Origin of the sequence: Mesorhizobium sp. PUT5 (genome assembly GCF_052216645.1) — a bacterium.
Taxonomy (GTDB): Bacteria; Pseudomonadota; Alphaproteobacteria; order Rhizobiales; family Rhizobiaceae; genus Mesorhizobium.
Genome location: NZ_JBQOSO010000004.1, coordinates 95,673 through 122,040, shown reverse-complemented (window position 1 = coordinate 122,040; position 26,368 = coordinate 95,673). Strand labels below are relative to the sequence as shown.

At 61.5% G+C, this 26,368-nt stretch carries 18 protein-coding genes; 14 read left to right on the top strand and 4 right to left on the bottom strand.

Annotated features, from left to right (window positions below):
* The first annotated feature begins 44 nt into the window (after nt 1–44).
* The 5 genes from ACTDI4_RS22990 to ACTDI4_RS22970 all read left to right on the top strand — a co-directional run bounded on the left by ACTDI4_RS22990 (nt 45) and on the right by ACTDI4_RS22970 (nt 8,634).
* The gene (locus tag ACTDI4_RS22990; protein ID WP_442843517.1) at nt 45–1,118 is read left to right on the top strand and encodes a DUF1403 family protein; all 1,074 of its coding nucleotides are present in this window, start codon (nt 45–47) and stop codon (nt 1,116–1,118) included.
* A gap of 114 nt (nt 1,119–1,232) precedes the next feature.
* Nucleotides 1,233–1,853, top strand: a complete 621-nt coding sequence (scpB, locus tag ACTDI4_RS22985; protein WP_442843511.1) for an SMC-Scp complex subunit ScpB — start codon at nt 1,233–1,235, stop codon at nt 1,851–1,853.
* Nucleotides 1,854–1,866: 13 nt separating this feature from the next.
* A complete protein-coding gene (locus ACTDI4_RS22980; protein ID WP_442843510.1) occupies nt 1,867–2,730 on the top strand; it encodes a hypothetical protein in 864 nt (287 codons plus the stop codon).
* A 10-nt stretch (nt 2,731–2,740) separates the two neighbouring features.
* Nucleotides 2,741–5,347, top strand: a complete 2,607-nt coding sequence (locus tag ACTDI4_RS22975; RefSeq protein WP_442843509.1) for a PD-(D/E)XK nuclease family protein — start codon at nt 2,741–2,743, stop codon at nt 5,345–5,347.
* Nucleotides 5,344–8,634: a UvrD-helicase domain-containing protein gene (locus tag ACTDI4_RS22970; RefSeq protein ID WP_442843508.1), complete on the top strand. Its 3,291-nt coding sequence runs from the start codon at nt 5,344–5,346 to the stop codon at nt 8,632–8,634. Before ACTDI4_RS22975 ends, ACTDI4_RS22970 begins: the two co-directional genes overlap by 4 nt.
* Before the next feature lie 123 nt (nt 8,635–8,757).
* Here ACTDI4_RS22970 and ACTDI4_RS22965 read toward each other — a convergent pair whose 3' ends face one another.
* Nucleotides 8,758–10,674, bottom strand: a complete 1,917-nt coding sequence (locus tag ACTDI4_RS22965) for an ATP-dependent helicase (protein ID WP_442843507.1) — start codon at nt 10,672–10,674, stop codon at nt 8,758–8,760.
* The gene (locus tag ACTDI4_RS22960) at nt 10,671–12,638 is read right to left on the bottom strand and encodes an ATP-dependent nuclease (protein ID WP_442843506.1); all 1,968 of its coding nucleotides are present in this window, start codon (nt 12,636–12,638) and stop codon (nt 10,671–10,673) included. Before ACTDI4_RS22960 ends, ACTDI4_RS22965 begins: the two co-directional genes overlap by 4 nt.
* Nucleotides 12,639–12,774: 136 nt before the next feature.
* On the opposite strand from ACTDI4_RS22960, the gene ACTDI4_RS22955 reads away from it, so the two are divergent.
* Together ACTDI4_RS22955 and ACTDI4_RS22950 are read left to right on the top strand one after the other, a co-directional pair.
* Nucleotides 12,775–13,404 (top strand): DUF6088 family protein, encoded by a 630-nt coding sequence (locus ACTDI4_RS22955; protein WP_442843505.1) that lies wholly within the window; start codon nt 12,775–12,777, stop codon nt 13,402–13,404.
* Complete coding sequence (locus ACTDI4_RS22950) at nt 13,397–14,434, top strand: nucleotidyl transferase AbiEii/AbiGii toxin family protein (protein WP_442843504.1); 1,038 nt, start codon at nt 13,397–13,399, stop codon at nt 14,432–14,434. The genes ACTDI4_RS22955 and ACTDI4_RS22950 overlap by 8 nt, the downstream gene beginning before the upstream one ends.
* A gap of 119 nt (nt 14,435–14,553) precedes the next feature.
* Here ACTDI4_RS22950 and ACTDI4_RS22945 read toward each other — a convergent pair whose 3' ends face one another.
* Nucleotides 14,554–14,967 (bottom strand): hypothetical protein, encoded by a 414-nt coding sequence (locus tag ACTDI4_RS22945; protein ID WP_442843503.1) that lies wholly within the window; start codon nt 14,965–14,967, stop codon nt 14,554–14,556.
* Between the two features lie 474 nt (nt 14,968–15,441).
* Between ACTDI4_RS22945 and ACTDI4_RS22940 the strand changes: the two genes are divergently transcribed.
* The 6 genes from ACTDI4_RS22940 (at nt 15,442) to ACTDI4_RS22915 (ending at nt 23,390) form a co-directional block, all read left to right on the top strand.
* Nucleotides 15,442–16,815, top strand: a complete 1,374-nt coding sequence (locus tag ACTDI4_RS22940; RefSeq protein ID WP_442843502.1) for an aminotransferase — start codon at nt 15,442–15,444, stop codon at nt 16,813–16,815.
* Between the two features lie 54 nt (nt 16,816–16,869).
* On the top strand, nt 16,870–18,354 hold the full coding sequence (locus ACTDI4_RS22935; protein WP_442843501.1) for an aldehyde dehydrogenase: 1,485 nt from the start codon (nt 16,870–16,872) through the stop codon (nt 18,352–18,354).
* Between the two features lie 173 nt (nt 18,355–18,527).
* On the top strand, nt 18,528–20,195 hold the full coding sequence (locus ACTDI4_RS22930; protein WP_442843500.1) for a class I adenylate-forming enzyme family protein: 1,668 nt from the start codon (nt 18,528–18,530) through the stop codon (nt 20,193–20,195).
* Complete coding sequence (locus ACTDI4_RS22925) at nt 20,179–21,774, top strand: phytoene desaturase family protein (RefSeq protein WP_442843499.1); 1,596 nt, start codon at nt 20,179–20,181, stop codon at nt 21,772–21,774. Before ACTDI4_RS22930 ends, ACTDI4_RS22925 begins: the two co-directional genes overlap by 17 nt.
* Before the next feature lie 4 nt (nt 21,775–21,778).
* Complete coding sequence (locus ACTDI4_RS22920; RefSeq protein WP_442843498.1) at nt 21,779–22,651, top strand: amidohydrolase family protein; 873 nt, start codon at nt 21,779–21,781, stop codon at nt 22,649–22,651.
* Nucleotides 22,652–22,781: 130 nt separating this feature from the next.
* Nucleotides 22,782–23,390, top strand: a complete 609-nt coding sequence (locus tag ACTDI4_RS22915) for a TetR family transcriptional regulator C-terminal domain-containing protein (RefSeq protein WP_442843497.1) — start codon at nt 22,782–22,784, stop codon at nt 23,388–23,390.
* A 241-nt stretch (nt 23,391–23,631) separates the two neighbouring features.
* Here the strand turns inward: ACTDI4_RS22915 and ACTDI4_RS22910 are convergent, their stop codons facing one another.
* A complete protein-coding gene (locus tag ACTDI4_RS22910; RefSeq protein WP_442843496.1) occupies nt 23,632–23,970 on the bottom strand; it encodes a hypothetical protein in 339 nt (112 codons plus the stop codon).
* Nucleotides 23,971–24,750: 780 nt separating this feature from the next.
* Between ACTDI4_RS22910 and ACTDI4_RS22905 the strand changes: the two genes are divergently transcribed.
* Nucleotides 24,751–26,352: an ABC transporter substrate-binding protein gene (locus ACTDI4_RS22905; protein ID WP_442843495.1), complete on the top strand. Its 1,602-nt coding sequence runs from the start codon at nt 24,751–24,753 to the stop codon at nt 26,350–26,352.
* The last annotated feature ends 16 nt before the right edge of the window (nt 26,353–26,368 follow it).

The window sequence follows — 26,368 nt, the reverse complement described above, 5'->3', positions numbered from 1 at the left end:
CGACCGATAAGGCAACATTATCATTCATTATTAGTCTGCGACAGGTGCGGCGGTTTGTGCCCAAACTGATTGCCAAAAGCGCCGTCGTGATTCATCCTTCTCGCGATGATTCTCCGGCCCAAATCCGCTTTTCTCGCCACGCCATACTCTCCGGCGCCGCTTTGGCCGCCTCCGGGACGGCGGTGCCGACGTGGCTGCGGCGCGCCGTCGCCGACGCGCAAAGCCTTGCAGCGCACAGTCTTGAGGATGTGGCGCTTGCAGCCGGCGCCGCCGTAAGCACCCTCGACGCGGTGGTACGCCGACAGGAGCGCTGGGCCGGTGCCTGCCGGCAGCGGCTGGCGCTGGCCGCCGCCACGGTTGCGGTAAAGCAAGCGGGGCGCGTCGAGGATGAAGCCGCGTTGCGCGATGCCGTGCTGCTGACAAAGGGCGGTGATGATTTCGGCCCGGCCGGCCGCATGTTTTTGGCCTGGCGCCGGTTGGCGACACGGCCATCGGACGATCTGCTGACGAGAAAAAGCCTGGGCGCAATGCTGGAGGCGTTTGGTCTCGCCCCGGACGATGAGCTGGCCGGTGAACTGGCGGACGAACTCCGGCGGCTCTGCGCAGACGGGATGGGCGCGATGCTGACCGGGGCCTTCATCGCTGCCGAGCGATACCGTGTCGGGCGCGCGGTCGGTGCCTGGCTCGCCGACGCCCTGCTAGCGCAGCGGCTGGGCTGGACCCGCGCGGTGCCGCTGCTGGGCGTCGAAGCAGCCCTGGGCACAAGTGCTCGCCGGCGTCGATCGGCAGCCAACTCTGCGGCGACAAGCATTGAGACAGGTCCTGAGCGTGCGAAAGGCCTGCTTGCGGCGCAGGCGCGCGCCGCGCTGCGCGCGGTCGATCTTTCCACCGAGCTCGAGCGCCGCGCGGAGAAACTGCTTGCGGTCGCTCCAAAGCTTCGGGCCAAGGCAGCGGACAAGGTCGTTGACAGGCTCCTGTCGGAGGACGCCGTCGTCGCGTCGGAAGAGATCGCCGGTATGAGTGACCGCGGCTTGCGCCGCCTGTTCGACCGGTTGGTTGAACTTGCCGCCGTGCGCGAGCTCTCCGGCCGCCCGACCTTCCGCATCTACGGGCTGTGACGATTGTGCCCACCGGAGGCGACGCGCAAACGACGGGGACCGGTGAATGGAGGCGACGGTCCCTTCGACCGGGAGCTGGATCAGCTGCCGCCCGAGGCACGTTGGCGCGAATGGATGAACCGCGTCGAGGCGACGATCTTCGCCGCCAGCGAGCCGGTCGGTCGCGAGACGCTGGCACGCATCGTCGGCAAAAGCTGCAGCATCGACCTTCTGATCGACGATATTCGCGAGGAGCTGCGCGGCCGGCCCTACGACCTGGTTGCCGTCGCCGGCGGCTGGAAGCACCTGACGCGGCCCGCCTACGCCGACGCGATCCGCACGGCCGTCGGTGGTGCCGAGAAGGCGACCGACCTGACGCAGTCCGAAGTGCTGGTGCTGATGTGCATCGCCTACTTCCAGCCGATCACCCGTGGCGAGCTGTCGTCCTTCTTCGGCAAGGAGATCAGCCGCGACCTAATCGGCCACTTGCGCGGCGCAGGCCTGATCGCGTCGGGCCCGCGCAGCCCGCAGCCCGGCGCGCCCTACACGTACGTCACGACGAAAGGGTTCCTGTTTGAGTTCGGTCTCGCTACGCTGCGCGACCTGCCGGACTTCGATGCGCTTGAGGACGCCGGATTGCTGTCAAAGGAAAAGCTGCTGGCAGGGGATATTCCGGCTGGACTGAGCAGCGGGGAGGGCGACAGCGAAGGGGAAGATCCAAGCATCGATAGCGAGACTGTCGAGATTGATATCTGAGAGGGGATACGTGGTGGAGTCTGGGCAACCGTCGCTTGAGTTTGTATGCCCCCGCTGCGGGGTCTCGATCACCGAAACCATCGAAGAGGTTCCGAGCTACGACGTTCTGGCCGATCGTGAATCCGGTGCGCAGGGCTACGCCGAACAGTCGGTGACCTGCCCTGGATGCGACCAGAAATTCGCTGTCGATATCACGAATACCGGAGCCTGCCTCCTGGCGGACCTTCGGAATGAAAATATCCATGTGAGCGTGATCGACGATCCGATCAACGCTCCCGAGGATTCATGGGAGGTGGAAGCCTACCAACGCGAGAACCTGCCCACCGACCCGGCAAAGATCTTCAAATTTGCAACCTACGACATCGGTCATATCGCCGCCGAGATGGAGGGGCGGGGCCTCATCGATGCGCTGAACCGCATGCTGCTCGTCCAGTACTTTTCCGCCATCGAAGCATATCTCAGCGATCGTCTCATCAGACTGGTGCTCGACGATCCCAGGGCCATGTCGGCCCTGGTGAAGGGCAACAAGGAGTGGGTCGCGGACAAGATCGGAGTCGTTGAACTCGCGTCCAATCCGAACGCTTTTCGCGATTGGGTACACACACGGCTGCGCGAGCTGATGTACCATAACTTCGTGAAGATCGATCACTACTACCGAAGCACGCTCGGTTCGACCATTTTTCCGGACGAGGCGACCAAGAAAACGCTTATGGAGTTCGTGCCGGTGCGGCACGATTGTGTCCACCGCTATGGCCGTGACCACAACGGTCGGGAGCGATCCATGAGCAAGCCTGACCTCGACAGGCTGGGCGAAGCCCTCGAACGCATGGTCGCTCATATCGAGGCGGCATTCGCGCGGCGGGTCGAGGCTGGCTGAGGCGGGCACCATGTCTATTCATTCTGTGGTTGTCGACGGACCGCTGGCGCTGCGGATGCAACGGCTCGATGCCGCTCGTGAAGGAGCCATCGGGCGCCAGATACTAACCCTTCCGCTTCTTGCCGCACGCCTCGCCGGCGGCTTTATCGCGCCGGCGTCACGCGAGATCTTGTACCCCGCAATACGGCTGGCTCTCGATGCCGGCGGATACGAAGACATCGGCAAGGTTTCCGGTTTGCCCGGAATGCCATCGGCCGTGCTCGCAGCGCTGCGAAGCTGGTGGGACGCCGGCACCCCAAAGGGGATACCGGACAATGCCCGTCTACGAGACTTCACCTTGTTGGAACGACGGGTGCGAGAGACGTTGCAACGAGGCGCGCTGGCGCCTCCCGATCTCGTCGAGGCAGCGCTCGGGCGCCTGCATCTCGCACCAAGACTGGTCGGTCCGGTCAGCATTCACGCGGTTCCCGATATCCAGCCCGTCTGGCGCCAGTTCGTTGTGCAGCTTTGTGGCGTCGTTCCAGTCCGATGGGTCGCGTCGTCCCATAGTAGGCGGAGCTGGTTCCCCGGAAGGACGGAAACCGTGCCGGCGGGACGCGGTCTTCTCATCGCGGCCGATGTCTGCGCCGATCCGCGAAGTGAAGTGCGCGAAGCGCTCCGCTGGGCCCGCGCGCAAATAGCCGAGGGTGGCATGCCTCCAGAAGAGCTCGCCATTACGGCAGCCTCACCGACAACCTGGGACGATACATTCCTGGTGCTCGCCCGTGAGGCGAGGCTCCCCCTGCATTTCAGCCATGGCGTTCCGGCCCTGGGGACCCGAGAGGGCCAGACGTGCGCGGCGCTCGCTGATATCCTGTTAAGGGGCCTCTCCCAGGAGCGTGTCCGCCTTCTCTTGGCCCGGATCCCTCCAGCGCGTGAAAACATCCCGCTCGATTGGGCGAAGGGTTTGAAGCGGAGCGCCGCGCTGACGACACCACAGTTGTGGCGCCACGCCCTTGAGGAGGCGCGCGCCGAGCGGGCTGATGGCGATGTTGTCGAGCGGGCGTTGTTGCCGGTTCTCGAACTCCTTGCTGCCGGGATTTCGGAGGCGGAGCAGGCGGGACGTCGGCTGTTGCGCGGGCCGGCGCTGACCTTGTGGCAGGACGCTATGCGCATGGCGCCGCCACAGGCGATAGAGCTTTCGCTGCAGGCGCTGCGTGTCGATGACGGGCGAGAGCCAGGCAACACTATTGTATGGGGGCCGGCCCATCATCTGGCTGCGGCACCCCGCAAGCATGTCCGTCTCGTTGGGCTCGAAGCGAATGCCTGGCCGCGGCGGGCGATGGAAGACCCACTGCTTCCAGAGCATCTGCTCGGGCAGATGCGGCTCCCGTCGCCAGACATCGCCGGCGACGATCGGATGATGCACGACATCATCGTGAGCCAATCCGCCGGTTACACCCTCTCACGCGGACACAGGAGCGCGACGGGCTCCCTGCAGGTCGCAAGCACGTTGTGGCGTCGCGATCAGCAACGAATTGTTGGGCGGAGCGCTATCCCTCGGCACGCGTTCAGCGAAAGCGATCGGCTTTATGCGAGGCCGGCCGATGCCGGCAAGAAACCGCAGGTTCGCTCCAGCCGCGCCTGCTGGCGCGCCTGGCAGGACAGCGACCGCCATACCGCCCATGACGGGCTCGTCCGGCCCGACCACCCATCGATTCTCGATGCACTTTCCCAGGTGCAATCGACGACATCACTCCATCGCCTGCTTTGCGATCCGCTCGGTTTTGTCTGGGAGTACGCGCTCCATTGGCGTGAGCCGAACCTCGACCCCCAACCGCTCGCGCTCGACCATCGTTCGTTCGGCGAACTCGTCCACGCTCTCATTGCCGGGGTGCTGCGCAACGGAGCGCCATGCAATATCGATGACATCGAGATCGCCCTTGCGGATGAGGCCTGGCGACTGGACGACGCCTGGCCGATCGTGCGAGCCGTTCCACCCGGTCTGCTCTGGCGCCATACGATGTCATTGGCGCGCGAGCGCGCGGCGCGCGGCTTGAGAGACGCCCTGGGTGAACCTCGCGGCACGAGTTGGACCGAACTCGCTTTCGGCGAGCCTATCGAAGGACCTCATCCGTGGACCACGCTCTCGCCCGTCCCGATCGGAACAACCGGCATCGCGTTTCGCGGCCGCATAGATCGCCTAGACGAGACCGGGGCCCGGAGCTCAGCGATTATAACCGACTACAAGGCGGGAGCGGCGCCCCAGCGCAAGAAGACCGTAATCTTCGACAAAGGCACCGAGCTGCAGCGCGTCTTCTATGCCCTGGCCGCCAGATCATTGTTGCCGGATGTCCGAAACCTCGAGTCGCGCCTGACCTATCTTAGGCACGAGCCAGCCCGCACATTGAGCCTCGTCCATGACGAGCTGGCGACCGCAATCGAGCTGGCCGTCTCCTTCACGGAGGCCGGCGTCGAGCTCCAACGTGGCGGTCACATCGCGCCCGGCCCGCAGCCGGAGTTCTTCGATTCCAACTCAGTCGCCCTTCCGTCGGATCTGGAGGCGTATCGCCGGATCAAGCAGAGGCCATTCGCGCAGGTGAACAGCCCGCTTTCCAAGCTTTGGAGCAGCCAGTGACCGTGCCTGATCTGGAGGCCCGCTGGCGCGCGCTGACCGATTTCGACTCCAACATACTGGTCGAGGCCGCCGCCGGCACCGGCAAGACCTCGTTGATGGCGGCCCGCGTCGCGATGATGATCGCGAGCGGGATTGAGCCCTGCAAGATCGCCGCGATCACCTTCACCGAACCTGCAGCAAGCGAGCTCGAAGCGCGTATTCGTTGGACGATCGGCGAACTTCGTGCCGGCAGGGTTCCGCCGGCGCTTGCCAAGATCGTCTCCCATCCGTTGGGCGCTGACGAGCTTGCGCATCTCGAGGCCGCAGCTCCGCATCTCGACGAAATCACCGCGACCACAATCCACGGGTTCTGCCAAGAGATCCTTCGGTCTCATGGCCTAGCCGCTGGTCTCGATCCCGGATCGAGGGTCGTCGACGCAACCGTCGCCGAGGCGCTGTTCGATGAAGTGTTTTCCGAATGGCTGAAGGACAAGCTGTCGGACACTGCGCCCGAAGATGGCCCGATCGCTATCCTGGCCAAGGACGATCCGCTCGGCGTTGTCGAGCGGGTTCGCGAGCTTGCCGTGCTGCGCCGCGGCCATCGCACCGCAACCGCACCATCGCCGGAGCTTTCATCTCGACCGGACCGGACATTCACCGATGCCGTCGCAGCGTTTTGCCGGTGGCACGTGTCGGGGCCGGGGGATTCCGCCACAGCGGATCTGATCGAGGATCTCGAGCGGCTTGCCGCATTTTATCATGAGGCCCTGACGAATACCGACTTCGCGACCCTTTGGCGCCTTACCCAGCCGCCTCGCATCGGTGGGATGCGGTCGAAATCGATCGACCTTCAACCTTACGATAGAACGACGGCCTGGAAGCGCGTTCTTGGCGAGGTCGAGGGTCAGCGTCGCGGAGACGAGGCCAACATCCAGTACGAGCGGGTGAGTGCGGCCTACCGGGTATTGATCGGGTCGATCGCCCAGAGGCTCGTGCACGAACTCGCCGCGCTCCTGAGTGAAGTAATCGAGGCCTACGACCGGCGCAAGCGAGATGCTGCGGTGCTGGATTTCGACGACTTGCTGGTGCAGGCCCGCATCCTCGTCTGCGAGCATCCCGAGATCCGCGATTGGCTCGCCGGTCGCTACCCGCACCTTCTCGTCGACGAATTCCAGGACACCGACCCACTGCAGGCCGAAATCGTGTTCTGCATTGCCGCCGCCACGCGGCCCGCCCGCTGGGACGAGGCGCAGCTTCGTCCCGGCGCACTGTTCCTGGTGGGCGATCCGAAGCAGGCCATCTACCGGTTTCGCGGCGCCGACATCGAGGCCTACGCCCTCGCAAAGTCGGTCATCGCGAAATCGGCCAATGGCTGCCTGCTTGCCGTCACCGCCAATTTCAGGTCTCGGCCGGAAGTGATCGAACACGTCAATCGAGTGTTTGAGGCGGTCCTCGCCAAGCCGGGACAACCGGGTTTCGTCTCCTTGACGGCAACCGTCAATCCGCCGCCACTGCCATTCCCTGCTGCTGCCAAGCTCACGGTCAACGTCCCGCGCGATGCACGTGCCGAGGAGCAGCGCGAGGCAGAGGCGGCCGCAGTGGCCGCGCTGTGCGCGCGTCTGATAGGGGCGCTCACGATCACCGAGACGGACGGCACGGAGCGGCGTCTCCGCGCTGGCGACATTGCCCTACTTGCACCGACCCACACCGACCTGTGGCGTTACGAGCGCGCCCTCGAAGGGCAGGGGATCGCAGTCGCATCCCAGGCTGGCAACGCGCTGTTCCGGCGACAGGAATTGCAGGACCTTCTCGTCCTGGTTCGAACCCTGACCGATCCCTTGGACACGCTCGCATTCGGCGCCTTCATGCGCGGTCCGCTTGTGGGGCTGACCGACGAGGAGTTGCTGGATATCACCGCGGCCCTCCAGCCGGATGCGGATGGTCGCCGGCGATTCCAGCTTCGGACACCTGAGGACGACGTTGCTCATCCCCTTGCACGGGACGTGCTCGCAAAGCTCCAGGGGCTGCATCGTCTCGCGGCGCGACTTACTCCCATGCAGTTGCTAGCCTACGCGATCGAGCGCCTGAACCTTCGGGTGGTGATGGCCGCGCGGCACGGTCAACGCAATGCCCGGGCGCTGGCGAACCTCGATGCCATCGTCGAGCTTGCCCGGCCCTACGCCGTTGCAGGGCTGCGCGCGTTTGCCCTCGACCTTCAGCATGGCTGGCAACGCAAGCGTCGCCACCCCGAAGGAAGGATCGACGTCACGGGTGACTCGGTGGCAATCGTCACCATGCACAGCGCCAAGGGCCTGGAATGGCCCGTTGTCATCCCGGTGAACTCGTCGACGCTTTTCAAGCCACAGGACCAGTTCGTCTATCGGCAATCGGACGACACCATCCACTGGATCGTCGGCGGCCTCGATCCGCCGGAGCTGGCTGCCGCCCGCCAAGAGGAGGAGTTCCGCGAAGCGATGCAGCGTGAGCGGCTGTGGTATGTCGCGACCACACGTGCCCGTGACTTGCTGGTCATCCCCGACCTTCCCGGGGCCTCCTCGCGTTCATGGTCGCGAGTCATGGACCTTGGCCAGAGCAGTTTGGGCGAGCTTCGGACCGACGCCTTGCCAGCTCCGGAATCAACCCCCGCACACACCCAGGTCAATGAGCAGACGGAAGCGGTCTTTCTCTCCGAAGCCGAGCGCATCGTTGCAGCCTCTGCACCCATCGTTTGGGACCGTCCAAGCCAACGCGATCCAGATCGCAGCGCCGACATCACGGACGGCTTCGTCGTCGACATGACGTCGGATGGGCAGCGCATCGTCGGAGCGGGCGCCCTGCGCGGAAACGTCCTGCACAAGCTCATGGAGGAGCTTCTCAACGGCGAGCTGCCGTCCATCCGAGAGCAGGCAATCCGGCGTGCGGCTGAACTGCTCGACCAGCTGCAGCCCAAAGTGGATGACCAGGACGAATCCAGTGGACCAGACCCAGTCGAAATGGCGACCACGGCAATCCGCACGCTCGGTCTGCCTGAGCTAACGCCATTTATCCCCTGGCTGGTTCCGGAGATTCCGCTGTGGGCTGCGCGCCCGCCACGCTTCCTTGCTGGCCGAGCTGACGCGGTCATGATGGAGGGGGACCGGATCGCCCTCGTCGTCGACTGGAAATCCGATGCAAATCCGGACGCCGCTGCGCAAGGCGCCCACGCGGCGCAGTTGCGCGACTACCTCGTGGCGACCGGCGCCGAGCGTGGCGCTGTCGTCTACATGTCGTCGGGGCACGTCTCGTGGATCGAGCCCCGATCGACCTGATTACCAGGCAGGTTGAGGATAGGAAGGCGCGCGGGAAAAGGGAAGCTCATGCCACGGAGAGGGCGCTGGCGTGATGCCTGAACGTGAGCTAGCTGTGGAGTCTCAACAGGGTTCAGCAGCGAGTCATTTTGCCGCGTGATCAGGCAGTATCAATCCCATTTCGTTCAAAAACCTGGAAGGTCGTTTGCTCCAGCCTCTATATGAACCAGCGTAGGAGAGACAAAGCCATTCGCGGGCGCGCGTGATGGCCACGAAGCAGTTCCGCCGCTCTTCCTCCATCTCCGGGCTGTTCTCACCTGCCTTCAAACTTTGGAAACTGGGAAGAATGTCCTCTGCGAGCCCAACAACATAAACGTGATCGAATTCTTTGCCCTTAGCCCCATGAATGGTCATGAGGGTGACGGTATTGCGGCCAACCGGCGCTTCCTTAGAGCGAATAGCCAGCTCCTGTAGGAACTGCTCTAGAGGGGCATCGCGACCGATTGTCTTTCCGATGTTTCGGGTCAGATCGGCCCAAGCGGCGCGATCTTCGGCGATGTCGCTCGATGTGTCGTCGTGAGCCGGCATTTTTGCGAGTACAGTTTCGATGAAAGGCCGGAAGCGCATGGGTTCCTTGCCAAACTTCGAGGCAAGGTCTGCGAGTTCGGTAGCATCCAAGCTATCCGGCAGAGCCGCCTTCACCGCTATGGCCCATTCATCAAGAAAGGAGCGCTCGGTTAGCTCGGAGGCGGTGATGATTAGATCAACCCGCGTGTCGGTACTAAACCAGCGATTGAAGGAGCCTGTGAGGATTTCCAGCGCTCGCCGATCGAGAGGCCGAAGGGCTTGTCGCAATACTGCGGAAAGCCACAAGAATTGTGGTGATCTGAAATCGTCGCGGCGTTGGAAAATGACTGCAGTCACCTGTTTTTGAGTCAACGCGGCTTGCAGGTTTTCGAGCAGGGAGCGCGTTCTTGCCAAAACCGCTACGTCGCCCCAGCGGCCTCTATCGATTTTCGAAATGCCGTCTGCGATCGACGCGGCCTCACCCTCGTCGGTGGAATAGCGCAGGACTCTGATGTGCTGCTCGTTAGGATAGCGAAGAATCATTTTGCCTGCCTCAAGCGGCCGTTTAGCGGCGGTTCGCTGGCGGTTGTGAACGACGAGGCGGTTGGCTGCCGCAACGATTGCTGGGGGGCACCTATAGTTGGTGGGAAGCTGAAGCTCCTGCGGAGAAAAATCGGCTCTGAACCGCTGTATCTGCTGGTAGCTCGCACCGTTCCATTGGTAGATGATCTGGTCGTCGTCGGCGACGGCAAAGACATTCCTAAAATCATTGCCAGCAAGCGCACGGATCAGGCGGTATTGTCCGTCGGTCGTGTCCTGGAACTCATCGAACATCCAGTAAGCGTACGTTTTCCGGTAACGCGCCGCGATACCAGGAAAGCTGGTAACGAGACGATGGGCCTGAGCGATAAGAGAGCCGAAATCCAGAGCGTTGGCCTTAGTCAATGCCGCCTCATAAGCCCCATAAAGCCGTTCTACGCGCGCGCCGTCTGAAGCGTCGCGAAAATATTGCGCAGAGCCTTCGGGCTGTACGAGCTGGGACTTGAGTTTGTCGATCGTCGAAAGAAGCCGGATGTCGTCAGCGCTCAACCCTACCTCCTTGATCGCGTCCCGCAGGATTTCCTGACGGTCGACGTCGAGGGAGTAGATCGCGAAATCCGGGCTTATTCCGATGTGAGAGCCATGCTGCTGCAGCATCTGCATGCAGAAGGAATGAAAGGTTCCGATTAGCGCGCGACGTTCCTGTTCGGGCGCTAGGGCTGTGACCCGGCCCGACATTTCGTCGGCCGCCTTGTTGGTGAACGTCAAAGCAAGCACCCGGAACGAACGGTCGGGTGTGTCGGCAAGCAATTTGGCGACGCGGGTCGTCAATACCCGCGTTTTGCCCGAGCCTGGACCGGCCAAAACAAACATTGGTCCGTCGCGCCAGTCGACTGCGATGGCCTGTGCTTCGGTCAGTTCGGACAGCGCGACGCTGAGGGCGGATTCGGTCATGTCAGGCCTCTCAGTGACAGGATTGCGTTCCGGAACGGGGCCGGCATGCGCTGCGCCAATGCAGGGCTCTCGGCGCACTGTTTTGCAAGGACAGCAGCATAGCCGCTCTTGTCTCTCGTCAGCGTCGTAATTAATGCGGCGTCATCAAGATTTGCCGCCGCAGCATTGCCGAGCGAAACGAGAATCGCCTTCAGCTCTGCCTGCAGTCCGTCTGCGACGAGCTGCTGCTCAAGATAGCCTACCGGGAGGGAGAACGAGCGCCTCGCCATTTCCTGCGGAGAGAAGCTTCGACCGGCGATCTTTGCAAGGTAGCCCTGACCAGCGGCATCTCCATCCACCACGATCAGCCACGGATAATGCAGGGCGCGGGCAAGAACTGCGAAGATTTCTGGGTTGCCGCAATTCTGGAAATCGATGACGGCGACGCCATTTTCGTCGAGGTCGTAGTCCAAGCCTTTGGCTATGCCATGTACCAGATGGTAGTCTGACTGCCCCTCGACCAACAGCCAACGGCGGGCGAAGAAGATTTCCCCGCGAATGCGCCGAGCGAAGGTCTCAAGCTGATTGAGTTCCGCGTCGGAAACGAATTCCTTGGAGGCATCGAAAACTTGGCGCAGGGCAGCGTGAAGGGCTTGCGTATCAGGCCGGCCGCCATAAGCGACGATGAGCTGTTGATACTGGTTTTGCGGCAAGGTGCCGGAAAGCACTAGTTCGTTGAGGCCGCGATCATACGTAACGAGGCCGCCCGATGCGGCGATGATCGGATCGAGCGCCGGAATATGCGGAACTGCAGCCCGAAACTGGCGGGGCAGCGAGCTTATCGTTGTGCCGTTTGACCCGACTCGGACCACCCGAATGTCACGAAAAGGAACGTGCTGTAGAAAATACGGCGAATGGGTGGTGACGATCTTTTGGCCGGGAAGCTCATTGATGTAGCGCCATAGGCTGCGGGCGGCCTGAGGATGAAGATGCGTTTCTGGCTCTTCGAGCGCTAGCACGGCAGAGCTTTCCGGGCGATACAGATCACCGAGTATGAGTTCGACGAATGCCTTGAACAAGAACATGACGGAGAGGCTCTGAACCCCTTGTCCGTGTCGTGCCAAGGGCAGCCAAGGCTTGCCCCCCTCGGTTTGGTAGATGACCTCGGCGCTCGACAGGATATCCCATGTATTCAGAGGCAGGAGTCGCAGGTCGGCCTGCCCTGGCACGTCAGCCGCTGCTACATGACTGATATGCGACAAGCCAGTCGCGAGATTTACGAGGAGTGGGTCGGCGTCGAGAAGGCGCCTATTTAGCAAATCGAAAATGCGCTTCGATTTTTGCTCCAGATTTTCGGGGATCTGCACAGTCCTGAGAAGTTTGCCCCAGAATTGGCTTCGCGACGAAAATTCGTCTGCGACGTCGCGAAGGGCTTCGAGATAGAAGACCGGAAGGAACTGAAAGAATTCCTGTAGGTTGACCGCCCGGGCACCGCGGCCTGAGAGCGGATTTCTATCGACGTTCAGAAACTCCCATCGCGGAACAAAACTCTCCTCGGCTGCGTCCCAAGAGCAGCTGACCCGCATGATGATGGAGGCCCGGCCTGAGATGGGATCAAGCTGGATGATGTCTTCCAGCTCACCATGAAGAGCTTCCGGCCAGTCATTGGGGACCTCTTCCTGAAGCTCTACCTCAATGATTACGGGATCGCCTACCTTGGGATCAGGCCTGCCGTCGCTTAAGTGGACGTCATACTCAGTAAATCCGGTGCCCTTCTGGCCCCATCGTCGAGTCAGCGCAATTCGAACGGCCTCCAGTATTGCTGATTTGCCGGCATTGTTAGGTCCGATAAGCACATTGACCGGTCCAAGTTCAATATCGGCTTGCCGAATGGAACGGAAGTTAGAGATGCGTATCCGCTTGATTAACACGTTCGGCGGCCCCCCGCGGTTTGGTTCATAGTAGCGGAGAAGAGGGTGGTTCAACAGGGCATCGGTCTAGGCGGCATGAGGTAGAATGCCGACGGTGCTCGATCTCAAGTTTCCAAGAATCACAGACGCCCTTTGACCACTATCCCCATACAGCTTGAATGTCAGAAAAAAGGAGCCTATTTTCTGACACATGAAAGCGACCACGATGTCAGTTCCCCATCGGATCATGCGACGTGCCCGCGGTGGCGGGCGTGGTGGTGTCTTCACGCCCAGCGACTTCCTCGACATAGCGGGCCGCGCTGCGGTCGATCAGGCTCTCTCTCGTCTGGTCAAGGCCGGGAAGCTGCGCCGCTTGGCGCGCGGTCTCTACGACTACCCCAAAGTTCACCCGAAGCTGGGCGCGCTGTCACCCGCTCCAGACGATGTTGCCCGTGCGCTAGCGCGTGAGACCGGTTCGCAAGCGCAGATCGCGGGCGCACACGCTGCCAATGCACTCGGCCTCTCGACACAGGTTCCGGCAAAGAGCCTCTATTTGACCGACGGGCCTTCACGCCGGATCGTGGTGGGTAAGCGCGTGGTCGATCTGCGTCACGCATCGCCCAAGCACCTGATCGCGCCAGGCAGTCCTGCTGGGACGGTTGTGCAAGCCCTTCGCCATGTGGGGCCAGTGCGGGCCGCCGATGTGGCCCAGGTTGCCGCGCGTCGGCTGTCGGCCAACGACAAGAGATTACTTGTGTCAAACGCGGTCCAGGCGCCGGCATGGATGCGACCCACGCTGATCTCCATCGGCACCCCAGCGTCGGACGCAGCGAATGGATAAAGTAGCCCTTCTGCCGCCGAATGACCGGGCAGCACTCTTCGGCGAAACTGGTGCCGGCCGCGGCGTCGCAAACACGATCATCGAGAAGGACTTCTGGGTCTGCTGGACCTTGAAGCGCCTCTTCGGTCTTCCGGACAACGCCGCGGCGAGCTTGGTCTTCAAGGGGGGAACGTCTCTCTCCAAGGCGTTTGGCATCATCCGTCGCTTCTCCGAGGACATCGACCTGTCGTTCGACAGGGTCGACCTCGGTTACACAGGCGATCGCGATCCTGAAAAGGAAGGCATCAGCCGGAAAAAGTCGGGTCAGCTCATCGACGATCTGGTGCGGGACGTCGAAAAGCATATCGCCGACAAGCTCCTTCCCGTCCTTCGTGCTGCAATCGTCGCGGAGCTCGGCGAACCGCAAAGCGATGAGTGGTCACTCGCGATCGATGAAGCCGACGCGCAGACGTTGAACTTTCACTATCCGGTCGCGCTTCCGCCGGCTGAATATCGAGGCATGGCCTACATCACGCCGCGCGTTAAGCTGGAGTTCGGTGCGCGCGGCGACCCTTGGCCCGCCGAGAAGAAGGTTATTCGCCCCTACACGGCCGACGATTTCCCGAATTTCTTCGAGGATCCGGACACGACAGTCACAGTCCTATCAGCACGGCGCACCTTCTGGGAAAAGGCTACCGCCTTGCACGCCGAGGCAAATCGTCCGGCTGAATCGGCGACCCCCCAATATTTCTCGCGTCACTACTATGATCTCGCCATGCTGCTCGATTCCGACGAGGGCAAGGCCGCAGCCGCGGATCTCGAGCTTTTAGGAACGGTGGCAAAGCACAAGACCACCTTCTTTCGCTCGGGTTGGGCCAACTACGATGCGGCGCGCCCCGGTAGCTTGCGGCTGATGCCAAACGAGGCGCGGATCAAGGATCTCAGAGCCGATTATCGCGCGATGGCGCCGATGATGTTCGACGACAGCCCGCCGTCATTCGACGACATTCTTTCCACGATTGGGAAATTTCAGGAAACCATTAATACCTAGGCACACGACTTGCCGAGGGCTTGGAACTGACGATGCGCGAGAAACCTTTCACCCGCCCCACGAGCATCGCCGCCAACGAGTTTGTAGCGGCGGCAGTGCGCACGCACAGCCAAATCAGCTTACGATAAGAGCTCATAGGTCAGTTCGGAGATTCGCGCACCTGCATCCGACTCCTCGACTATGTGACGGATATGGCGACGTAGCGCTGGAAAGTGCAGGCCCGTATCGATCGACGTCGAATGCACCAGGTCTGCCACCTCGCGGCCGAGCAGTGCGATCTCCCGATGTGTTGCGTCCGCTGCGTCATAGCTCGGGATCGGCAGCTGCCAGATGTGCTTGTCGATATGCCGCTCGTCCTTCCCATACGACATAAAGGGACGAACCATTTCGATGGTCGTGGCGCTGTTGAGGATTGCGCAAAGGAAATCGGCGTCTTCCTCTTCGTGGAACGCGGCCCAGTAGAGGCTTTTGGAGCCATTTGACGTTTGGGCCAGGTGTAGATGCCGGCCAAACGCTCCGGCGTACGGGACCATTGCCGGCCTTCACATCGACCTGCACGCCTGCTACCCGATCGAAGAGTCGCGCTGCTACGTCTCTTTGTCGGCGCTTTATGCCGACGGCCTGCGTCTGCGAGGATTTTGCGAAGAGCTGGCGAATTCTAGTCGGAGTCCTTGGTGGTCCAACTCGGGCGGCCATGATGCATATTGGCTCGGTCGGTCCCTGCCAATACTTCCTGGAGGGCGCCATGAGCACGCTATCCCAAGGCCTGACGACGCATCAACGTCGTATGCTCCTTCATACCCGCCTCTCGGCGACCCGAATATTGCCATGCACGGTTAGCGGGGGACCGGCGCCTTCCGCTGAGGTTTTACAATAATTCTGATTGATCGAGCAATCAGATTTATTGACATTCGGCTCAGATTGCCTCACAACTCAGAAGTATGCGTATGGTGGCCGAGCGACAACGGTCATGCGCGCGGATTGTTGAATTTCATGGGAGATCGCGTATGGCGGACGTTCTCGAGGACGGCCTCAAAAACGCAATGCGTGAGCACGTTTTCGCGCCTGCGCAGGAAATGGCGAAACTTGGAAAGTCCTCCCAGCCGGTTCTGACGCATGCCGAAGGAATCTACGTCTATGCCGAGGACGGAAGCAGGCTGATAGACGGTCCGGCGGGCATGTGGTGCGCACAGGTCGGATACGGGCGCAAGGAGATTGTGGATGCAATAGCGCATCAGGCAATGACACTGCCCTATGCTTCTCCCTGGTATATGGCCACCAGCCCTGCGGTGCGGCTGGCCGAAAAGATCGCGACGTTGACGCCGGGCGACCTCAATCGGATATTCTTCACCACTGGGGGCTCGACGGCCGTCGACAGTGCGCTGCGGTTCTCGGAATTTTACAACAACGTGCTGGGACGACCCTACAAGAAGCGTATTATCGTGCGCTACGATGGCTATCACGGTTCGACCGCGCTGGCCGCGGCCTGCACGGGCCGCACGGGTAACTGGCCGAACTTCGACATCCGGCAGGACCGCATCTCATTCCTGTCTAGCCCCAATCCGAGGCACGCCGGGAATCGGACTCAAGAGGAATTCTTGGATGATCTGGTGACGGAGTTTGAGGACCGGATCGAGGAGCTCGGCGCCGACACGATCGCTGCCTTTCTGGCGGAGCCTATTCTGGCTTCCGGCGGCGTCATCATTCCGCCGAAAGGTTATCACGCCCGCTTCAAGGCGATCTGCGAGAAGCACGATATACTCTATATCTCCGACGAGGTGGTCACCGGTTTCGGTCGCTGCGGCGAGTGGTTTGCATCCGAGAAGGTGTTTGGTGTCGTCCCCGACATCATCACGTTCGCCAAGGGGGTTACGTCGGGTTACGTGCCGCTAGGAGGATTTGCGATTTCCGACAAGGTGTTGGCTCGGGTTTCCGGCGACAACGCCAGGGAGAGCTGGTTCAACAACGGCTACACCTACACCAACCAGCCGGTGGCCTGTGCAGCGGCGCTGGCCAACATTACCTTGATGGAGCGTGACGGCGTGGTCGAGCATGCCCGTGCCCAGGCGGATTATTTCGCCGAACGGTTGCAGTCCCTGTCCGACCTGCCGGGGGTGGCCGATATCCGATCCGTGGGGCTGGTTGGATGCGTCCAATGCCTGCTGGACACAAGCCGGATCGATCCGCTGGACGAGGACAAAGCTTTTGCCCGCGAGATCGACCAGCGTTGTTTCGACCTGGGGCTGATCGTTCGGCCGCTTGGGGACCTGTGTGTGATCTCGCCGCCGCTCGTCATCAGCGCAGAACAGATCGACGACATCATCGCCATCATGCGGCAGGCGATTTCCGAGGTCGGTGCCGCGCACGGTCTTAGCCGCTAGGAGGCCGCCCGGAACCGGCCAGGCAAAAAATCTCAATAACGGAATGGGACTGACATGCTGCAAACAATCAACTGGCAGGCACGCGCAAAATCGGTTCTGATGCCGAACCGCCCCTTTATCGATGGCCGATACGTCGACAGCGTTTCGAACGAGACCTTTCCGTGTGTCTATCCCGGCGACGGGCGACTACTGACGCAGGTGACCTCGTGCAACGAGGCCGATGTCGACAAGGCGGTCCGCTCGGCGCGGAAAGCCTTCGACGCCGGAGTCTGGTCGCGTATGGCGCCAACTGACCGGCGCAGAATACTGCTGCGCTTTTCCGAACTGATCCTGGCCAATCGCGAGGAATTGGCGCTCCTAGAGACGCTTAACGTCGGCAAGCCGATCGCCAATGCGTTAAATGGCGATGTGGTCAGCGCCGCCAGTTGCATCGCCTGGTATGCTGAGGCGATCGACAAGGTCTATGGCGAGGTGGCGGAGGCTCATGAGATAACGACGCTGGTCGTGCGCGAACCCCTAGGCGTCGTCGCAGCCGTGGTGCCGTGGAACTACCCCATGTCGATGGCCGCCTGGAAACTCGGACCGGCCCTGGCAACTGGCAATTCGGTGGTCCTGAAGCCGGCTGAGCAGTCTCCATTCACGGCGTTGAAATTCGGCGAACTGGCCATCGAGGCCGGGCTTCCGCCCGGTGTGTTGAACGTCGTACCCGGCCTCGGTCACATCGCCGGCAAGGCGCTCGGCCTGCACATGGATGTCGATTGCGTCGGCTTCACCGGCTCAACCGAGGTTGGCAAATATTTCATGCAGTATTCGGGCCAGTCCAACATCAAGCGCATCGGCCTGGAATTGGGAGGCAAGTCGCCTCAGGTGGTGCTTGCCGATTGCGACGATCTGGATGCGGCTGCGGCGGGCGTCGCTGCCGGTATTTTCGCCAATGCCGGACAAGTCTGCAATGCCGGCAGCCGTCTGATCGTCGACGAGACGGTTCGCGATGCGCTGTTCGAAAAGATCGCGGCGCATGCGAAGTCCTTCACGCCGGGCGACCCGCTTGAGGCGGCCACTCGAATGGGCTCGCTGGTCACCCAGGAACAGATGGAGCGCGTGCTGGGCTATATCGATGCGGGTCGTGCGGAAGGCGCGACCACGCTGGTCGGCGGCAGCCGCGTTCGGCTCGAAACCGGCGGCTTCTACGTCGAGCCGACCATATTCGATGGCGTCAGGAACGACATGAAGATCGCGAGGGAGGAGATTTTTGGTCCGGTGCTCTCGGCCATCACCGTCAAGGGTTTCGACGAGGCGATGGAAGTGGCGAACGACACGATCTATGGCCTTGCCGGTGCGGTCTGGACCGGTTCGATCAAGAACGCGCACCGGGCGGCCAAGGCGATCAAGGCCGGCGTGGTATGGGTCAACTGTTTTGACCGCGGATCGATGGCTGTTCCTTTCGGAGGCTTCAAGCAGTCCGGCTTCGGCCGCGACAAGTCCCTGCATGCAATGGACAAGTACACCGACCTCAAGGCAATGTGGTTCGCCCACTGACCTGAGTGTCTTGCCTATAGGTGGAACGTCCGGCGTCGCGCAAATGCGGCTCGATCAAACAGATGGAGCGGGTGTCCGATCACGTCCAACGCATCCCGCTCCATCGCCGCCGCGCCCCCTAACGTCGGCGCGGCCCCGAGGACCCAGCGCTGCGTGGCATTTGGAGACTGAAGATGTGGAAGGACGAGGTTCTGGCGCAACCCGTCATCGGCTACGACGAGCGCCGTCGCCGCATCGAGGCCGAGCCGCTGCCGGACAATATAGGCGTGCTGATCGATGCCGCCGCCGACGAGGCCGGAGACAGGCTGTTGTGGAATTTCTTCGACAGCGGTGAGACCATCACCTATGCCGACATGCGGCGTACCGTGAACGGACTGGCGGCCGGTCTTGTGGCCCTTGGCATCCGCAAAGGCACGCATGTAGGCGTCATGCTGCCCAATATCGCCGCCTTTCCGCTGACCTGGCTGGCGCTTGGCAGGATCGGGGCGGTGATGCTGCCCATCAATCCCGGCTACACGCCGCGCGAAATCGCGCATGTGATGACGGTGGCCGAAGCCGAATGGGTCGTCACTCATGCTTCCACGCGCGCCACGCTCGACCTCGCCGATGCCGAGGGCCTTGTGTCGGTGCCGCCGGAGCGCATGATCGTCGTCGGTGGCGACATGCCGGACGGCGCGCGCGACTGGCAGGAACTCCTCAAGCCGGCCGAGAGCTTCGCAGCGCCTGAACCCGTCGGCCATGACGATCTGTTGAACATCCAGTTCACCTCGGGCACGAGCGGCTTTCCCAAGGGCTGCATGCTAAGCCAGCGCTACTGGATTTCGGCCGGCAAGGTGAACGCGTTTCGTGACGGCAGTATCTATCGCCGCATTCTGGCCTCGACGCCTTTCTTCTACATGGATCCGCAGTGGCTGCTGCTAATGACCATGTATCAGCGGGGCACGCTTTTTGTCGCCGCATGGCAATCGACCAGCCGTTTCTCCTTCTGGCTGAAGCAGTTCGATATCGAGTTCTGCCTGCTGCCATGGGTGCTGCATGGTATCGCCGCGCAGCCGCACGACGCCGATAACAAAGTGGTGCGCGCCAATATCTACGGGTGCCCGCGCGATCTCCATCAGGCGTTAGAGGCGCGGTTCGACTTGAACGCGCGCGAAGCATTCGGCATGACCGAGATCGGCCCGGCGATGTTCGCCCCCATCGAGCGTTCCGACAAGGTCGGATCGGGGTCGTGCGGGGTTCCCTGTCCGTTTCGGCAATGCCGTATCGTCGACGAAGCCGGCAATCCTGTGCAGGAGGGCGCAATTGGCGAACTGCAGATCAGTGGTCCCGGCATCATGCTGGGCTATTACAACAATCCGGAAGCGACCGCGGAGGTGCTGCGCGACGGATGGTTTTCCACTGGCGATCTGTTCCGTCAGGACGAGGACGGTTTCTTCTACATCGTCGGCCGCAAGAAGGACATGATCCGACGCTCGGCCGAAAACATTGCCGCACGCGAAGTCGAGACGGTTCTTGCCGCGGCTCCGGGCGTGGCCGAAGTGGCGGTGGTCGGCGTGCCGGACGCCTTCAGGGGCGAGGAAGTAAAGGCCTATCTGAAACTCAAAGAGGGGAGGGCCGCCGATCAGGCTCTCCTGGATAGCGTCATCGCCACGGCTCAGGCCGGTCTCGCCGCCTTCAAGGTCCCCCGCTTCTATGCCTTCGTCGAGGATTTTCCGCGCACCGCCTCGCTGAAGATATCCAAGCCTCAACTCAAGGCACGGAATGCGGACCCACGGGCGGGCTCATACGATCGCACGTTTGGTGCCTGGATCGAGGGGGCCAAGCATGAAACCGCATTATGACGCCGTCATCGTCGGCGGCGGCCACAACGGGCTGACCTGCGGCGCCTATCTTTCGCGCGCCGGGGTCAAGGTTCTTGTGGCCGAACGGCGCGAGGTCGTCGGCGGAGCCGCCGTAACGGAGGAAATCGCGCCCGGCTACCGCTCGTCGATGGCGTCCTACTACCAAGGCCTCTTGCAGCCCAAGGTCATCCTCGATCTTGAGTTGCAGAAATACGGCTTCGAAGTGTTGCCCGCGCATCCTACCGTGTTTGCGCTCGAAGGCGGCAGGACTTTCACGATGTGGGACGATCCCGAGAAATTCGCAGCCGAGATCTGCAAGCTGTCGAACTCGGATGGTCAGGCCTATGCACGCTATCGCGCGCATATGCAGAAAATCGCGCCTTTCATGAAACAGCTTCTGTGGGAAGTTCCCGTCAATCCCGGCAGTGGCAAGATCGGCGACCTGAAGCGTCTGGCCGGTTTCGTCTGGCGCTTCCGCAAGATCGGCCCGCAATTTTTCGACATCTACAAGCTGCTGACCATGAGCGCTTACGACTACCTGTCGCGCTGGTTCGAGTCGGAAGATGCCAAGCTCGTCCTCGGCTTCTTTGCCGGCGGCGGTGGAGCCAACTCGAGCCTGAAAACGCCGGGTTCGGCTTACATGTTGGCGCGCGGCATCGTGCGCGACGGAAACACGCCGGCGGGGCCAGCAGGATTCATGAAGGGCGGGATGAGCACGATTTCCGAGGCCATTCGCCGTTCCGGCGAGGCATATGGAATGGAGGTTCACACCGGCGTTCCGGTCGAAAGGATCCTGGTCGACGACGGACGCGCCGTGGGCATCAGACTTGCGGGCGGAGAAGAGATCTGCTCCAAGATCGTGGTCGCCAATGCAACGGCGCGAACGGTCTTTACCAAGCTCATCGAGCCCAGCCTGTTGCCTGAGGATTTCAATCGCGACATCCGCAACATCCGCTGCGAAAGCACCGTGTTTCGCGTCAATCTGGTTCTGAAATCCTTGCCGGATGCACCTGTCTTTGCCCAGGCCGCGCGCGAAGACGGTGTTCTGTCGCAAATGACGATCGCCCCCAGCGTGGCCTATATGGAACGCGCGCATCGTATCGCCCAGGAAGGCGAGATTGCCGATGAGCCGTTCCTGATCGTGAAGGTGCCGTCGATGGTGGACCCGACGCTTGCGCCTCCCGGACAGCACATCATAAACATCTTCGGCGGCCATGCTCCCTACACGCTCGCCAGGGGCACCTGGGACGAGCGGCGCGAGGAGCTGTGGGCAAATGTTCTGAAAGTCCTGAAGACCCAGTTTCCAGATATCGAGGGTCATATCCTGCATAGACAGGTGATGACGCCGCTAGACCTGGAACGGATTTTCGACCTGCCGAACGGTCATGTGCATCACGGCGAAATCAGCGCCGATCAGATGTTCTTCTGCCGGTTCTCGCCGAACTATGCCGACTATCGGAGTCCGATCGAACGGCTCTACCAAGCCAGCGCGTCGGTTCATCCGGGTGGCGGCGTTACCGGCGTTCCAGGGCACAACGCCGCCAAGGTCATCCTGGAAGACCGAGCGAAATGGAGCTGAGTCCATGCTGATCGATTTTTCCAGCCGCCCGCCGCTGCCTGAATTTTCCCCCGCCGCACTGCATCTGCAGAATTATCGACGGGTCTATCGGGCGAGCGAGACGCTCTCGGCGGGTTCGAAGGCTGCCCAGGGCCTGGACGGGTATCTGGAGACCTATGAAAGACTCGGGACACGCCATGTCGTGCTGAAGGCGCGGGATGTCAGCACGACGTTCGGTTTCAAGATCGCCAACGAGCTGGTGTCCGATTTCGTCAAGACGCACGGCCCGCGCTTCGTCGGCTTCGCGGGTGTCGATCCCTATCGGGCGGACGCGGTGGAGGCGTTCGATCATGCGGTGAACCACCTCGGGCTGCGTGGCCTCAATCTTCAGTGCTTCGAGCTGAAGATGACGCCCGACGATGCGCGACTGTTTCCGCTTTATGAAAAAGCGATCGAGCTCGATGTTCCGGTCAACATCCACTGCGGCATCAACTTTTCCACGCATACGCCGATGTCCGTGGGCAAGCCGGAATATCTGGACAATCTCATGGTCCGCTATCCCGAACTGCGGGCCATAGCCTCGCCGCCGGGATGGCCCTGGGTACAGGAACTGATCGGCGTGGCATGGCGCCATCCTAACCTTTACATCGGCCTTCTTGCCGTCCGCCCCAAGCTGCTTGCAAAGGCGCATTCGGGATACGAGCCGCTGCTCCAGTACGGTCGTACGATCTTGAAGCACAAGATGATCTTCGGGTCGGCTTTCCCGATGATGCCGGTCGATACCGCGGTCGCGGACGTCGACAGCCTTGACTTGAGTTGCGAGGTACGCAACCTGTGGCTGTATGATAACGCGGCGCGTTTTCTCGGACTTGACCCACGTGGTGAAACAGTGCGTTAGACGTCTTCGAAACGATGACGCGTGCTTTTCGGTCTGCTTGCGAGACGGGATTCCAATCTATTCTTGAGTTAAGAGCTGAATTTGCATGTCTGATTTGAAAGCTAGGTCGCGGGGGGCTGCCGGGAAAACGATGTCGGCCAGCCGTGACGACCAGGTGGTCGACCGCCGTCGCAGCCTCATCGAGGCAGCGGTCAAGGTTATTTCCAAGCGGGGCCTTACAGGCGTCACGATCAGTTCGATCGCCGCCGAGGCGAAATGTTCCTACGGCGTCGTCTCCTTTCATTTCCAGTCGAAGGAGGGCATCATCTTCGCGGCGCTGGACCATACGGCTGCGGAGTACGAGGCCAATCTCACCCGGCTCGACGCTTCGGCGCTCGGCCCGGCGGACCGCATCCGCCGCATGATCGATACCGATTTCAGCCGCAATGCGGCCGGCCGTCATACGATTGCCTTGTGGTTGGCTTTCTGGGCCGAAGCGATCCGGGTTCCCGCCTACCACAAAAGATGCGCAGATCTGCGCCAACACTATAACCGGGCCGTCTGCGCCGACATGACCGAGCTTGCGCAGTTGCGTGGCGTATCGATCGATGCCGCGCAGTTGGCGATGTCGCTAAATGCCCTAATCTCGGGACTCTGGGTCGAGAATCTGGTGTCGATGATGCCTATGGCCGAAGGCCAGAAGATTGCTCGCGAGGCTTGCCTAGCCTTCATGCGCTGGCACTTCCCCGAAGACTTCTGAAGGGCCATGCCATGGCCCAGCAGAGATAGGGGTCGATCGGCGTGTCGTCGATCAGCAGCGGCTCGTGCAGCTCGAAATCGGCCTCGACCGCCGGCACGGCTCAGGGTCGGGCAACGGAAGAGATCGCGCTCTTCCATCAGCGTGCCGAAATGCGCATAGATCCACCCCTCTACGTCGAGGCTAGAAAGATAGTCGCGCGTCGTCATCGCAAGTGACTTACGGGCGAAATCGGTGGCGGAGGTCAACAGGCTCGGCTGGCGCTCGTCCAGGTATTCCGCGAACCAGGCGCCGAATAGTGTCGTGCAATGGATTGCGGCCGCGCTGTAGACTCTCCACGGCCACGGCAGGTTGACTTCGACCACCTCGGCTCCCAGCGAGCGGAAGATGTTGACCGCTCGCAGGATGTTGGCGCGGACGTCGCGGTCGATCTCGATGAAACCGAAGTCGAGCGAATAGGCGATCCTCCAGCCCCGGTGTCGCCGGTACCGCCCGCAAGGCGGCTTGAAGCCGACAACGCTGCAGGCCGAAGCGGAATGCGAATGGAGCCGCCGATGTCGGAGCCCGTCGCCAGAGTGGTCAACCCGGCTACTAGGGCCGCTCCCGAGCCGCCCGACGAACCGCTGGGGGGTGAAATCGGCGTAGAGAACCGATCCGTAGATCGTAATCTTGCCGGCCATCATGTTTTCGTCCTTGAGGGCGGTCACAATGCCTTCCAGGGGGCGTAGGTCCGGCGCGCGCGGCATTGCGGGATTCCGCGCACCGCGCCTGCTCCATGGCTTCGTCGGCATAGGTGAAGCAGACGGCATTGAGGCTCGATGCACTTGCGGCTATGCCGCGTCGGTTGTGCCTCGAGCAGTTCCACGGGAGACAATCGACCCGGCCGGAACATGCGCAGCGCTTCCGACGCGCCGATATAGGCAAGGTCGCGGTCCGGCATGGCCTCCACTGCTCCCCGGTGGTGCAATGACGCGTTTTTTTGACCATTGTGTGATTGATCGGTCAATCAGTTTGTTGACAGATTTGCGTTTCCAACTACTGTAAAATCGCGAAGGCCCCGGCACGAAGCGACCAAACTATCGACCTACAATCCAAGAGGGTGAAACATGAATGAATCGGGCTACGACAAGGTAGGCGGCCTGATGCCGCTCGACAATTTGCGCATGGGCGAGCGTTGGTGGCTCAGAGCCTGGGGCTGCTCGGCGCTACCTGGGCGGGGCGCATTGGCCCGCTATTCTTAATGACTGACCAGGAGCGGACTTTGCTTGTCGTGGCCACCGCGCCCTTATGCGCATGGATGGCCGGGCGACCGGCCGGATGTCCGCGTGAAGAGTGTTGCCGTATCGGCAAGTTGGAGGAACTTATGGAGCGACAGAATATCGAAAACTGCGAGAATTCCATAGAGTCCGTGGGCATTGCGCCAACGCGGCGGCGCTTTCTAGTAGGGGCAGGCGCGGCTGTCGGCATGGTTGCTCTGCCCGGTCTGCCTTGGGCTCAGAACAACCCCAAGCAAGGGGGGAAGCTGCGTTACGGCATGAACGACGGTTCGCAGCAGGAGACGCTCGACCCGGCAAGCTGGGCATCGGTGATGACGGGTTTTGCCTTCAATGGGTCGCTTTGCAATAACCTCGTGGAATTGCTCCCGGACGGCTCACTCGCGGGCGACCTTGCAGACAGCTGGACGAGCGAGGGGGGGGCAACACGCTGGACATTCATTCTGCGCAAGGGGGTGAAATTCCATGACGGTCGCCCGTTAACGCCAGAGGATGTGCGTCAATCATTTCTGCATCATATGGGTGAGGGAAGCACGTCCGGTGCCCTAGCTATCGTGAAGCAGATTAAGCAGATCGATATCGACGGCGACGACAAGGTCGTATTCACTCTTGTCGATGGCAACGCCGATCTTCCGTACCTTATGTCGGACTTTCACCTGTCGATCTTTCCGGCACAACAGGGTGGCGGTATTGACTGGCAAAGCGGCATCGCGACGGGCCCGTTCAAGCTAGAAAGCTTCGAGCCAGGAATTGCGATCCGTCTGAAGCGCAACGCTGATTACCACAAGCCTGGCTTGCCTCATTTCGATGAGGTGGAGGTGGTAAACATTTCCGATAGCACCGCCCGGCTCAATGCTTTGATGACGGGCGAAGTTGACGTCATCGAGGATGTGGATATCCGTAACGTGGCGATGGTTGAGCGGAACCCTGGCCTGAAGATCGTTCGCACGCCCAGCCTGCGGCATCTGACGTTCGACATGAACTGCTCCGTCGCGCCCTACGACAATCCAGCCGTGCGCAAGGCACTGAAGCTCGCCATCGACCGCGAGGACATTCTCGCCAAGGTCTTCCTGGGAGAGGCCAAGAAAGGCAACGACAATCCGGCCGCCTCGATCATGCCCTTCTATGCCGAAACGCCGCCTCAGCACGAGTATGATCCGGAGGCCGCGAAGGCCATCCTAAAGGAGGCGGGATTGGACAACGTGACGGTCAACCTGTCGGTGGCCGAAACGGCTTTCCCCGGCGCAGTCGATGCTGCGGTCCTGTTCAAGGAACATGCGGCAAAGGCCGGGATCACCGTAAACATCATCCAGGAGGCCGACGACGGATATTGGGACAACGTCTGGTTGAAAAAGCCGTTCAACGCCTCGGACTGGTATGGCCGCGTCACGCTCGATTTGCTGTTTAGCACGTCCTATACCTCGGACGCGCCATGGAACAACACCGGCTTCAAAGAGCCGGCCTTCGATGCGCTCGTCAAATCTGCGCGTGCCGAGATGGATCAGGCAAAACGTACCAAGATGTATGCCGAAGCGCAGCAGATGCTGCATGACGAGGGCGGGCTGATCACCGTGGCGTACGTTTCCTGGCGTCTCGCCATGACGTCGGCAATCGGTCATGAGACATTGGGCGGCATTCTGCCGGCCGACAACCATCGTGGGGCCGAGCGTTGGTGGCGGACAGACGCGTGAGTATGCGTCTGCCGAC

What these genes read in the sequence shown, in the direction of transcription:
- ACTDI4_RS22950 (WP_442843504.1), top strand. Translation starts at nt 13,397, where the DNA reads ATGGATAAAGTAGCCCTTCTGCCGCCGAATGACCGGGCAGCACTCTTC.
- ACTDI4_RS22915 (WP_442843497.1), top strand. Translation starts at nt 22,782, where the DNA reads ATGTCGGCCAGCCGTGACGACCAGGTGGTCGACCGCCGTCGCAGCCTC.
- ACTDI4_RS22930 (WP_442843500.1), top strand. Translation starts at nt 18,528, where the DNA reads ATGTGGAAGGACGAGGTTCTGGCGCAACCCGTCATCGGCTACGACGAG.
- ACTDI4_RS22940 (WP_442843502.1), top strand. Translation starts at nt 15,442, where the DNA reads ATGGCGGACGTTCTCGAGGACGGCCTCAAAAACGCAATGCGTGAGCAC.
- ACTDI4_RS22945 (WP_442843503.1), bottom strand. Translation starts at nt 14,967, where the DNA reads ATGGTCCCGTACGCCGGAGCGTTTGGCCGGCATCTACACCTGGCCCAA.
- ACTDI4_RS22955 (WP_442843505.1), top strand. Translation starts at nt 12,775, where the DNA reads ATGAAAGCGACCACGATGTCAGTTCCCCATCGGATCATGCGACGTGCC.
- ACTDI4_RS22965 (WP_442843507.1), bottom strand. Translation starts at nt 10,674, where the DNA reads ATGACCGAATCCGCCCTCAGCGTCGCGCTGTCCGAACTGACCGAAGCA.
- ACTDI4_RS22975 (WP_442843509.1), top strand. Translation starts at nt 2,741, where the DNA reads ATGTCTATTCATTCTGTGGTTGTCGACGGACCGCTGGCGCTGCGGATG.
- ACTDI4_RS22920 (WP_442843498.1), top strand. Translation starts at nt 21,779, where the DNA reads ATGCTGATCGATTTTTCCAGCCGCCCGCCGCTGCCTGAATTTTCCCCC.
- ACTDI4_RS22935 (WP_442843501.1), top strand. Translation starts at nt 16,870, where the DNA reads ATGCTGCAAACAATCAACTGGCAGGCACGCGCAAAATCGGTTCTGATG.
- scpB (WP_442843511.1), top strand. Translation starts at nt 1,233, where the DNA reads ATGAACCGCGTCGAGGCGACGATCTTCGCCGCCAGCGAGCCGGTCGGT.
- ACTDI4_RS22925 (WP_442843499.1), top strand. Translation starts at nt 20,179, where the DNA reads ATGAAACCGCATTATGACGCCGTCATCGTCGGCGGCGGCCACAACGGG.
- ACTDI4_RS22905 (WP_442843495.1), top strand. Translation starts at nt 24,751, where the DNA reads ATGGAGCGACAGAATATCGAAAACTGCGAGAATTCCATAGAGTCCGTG.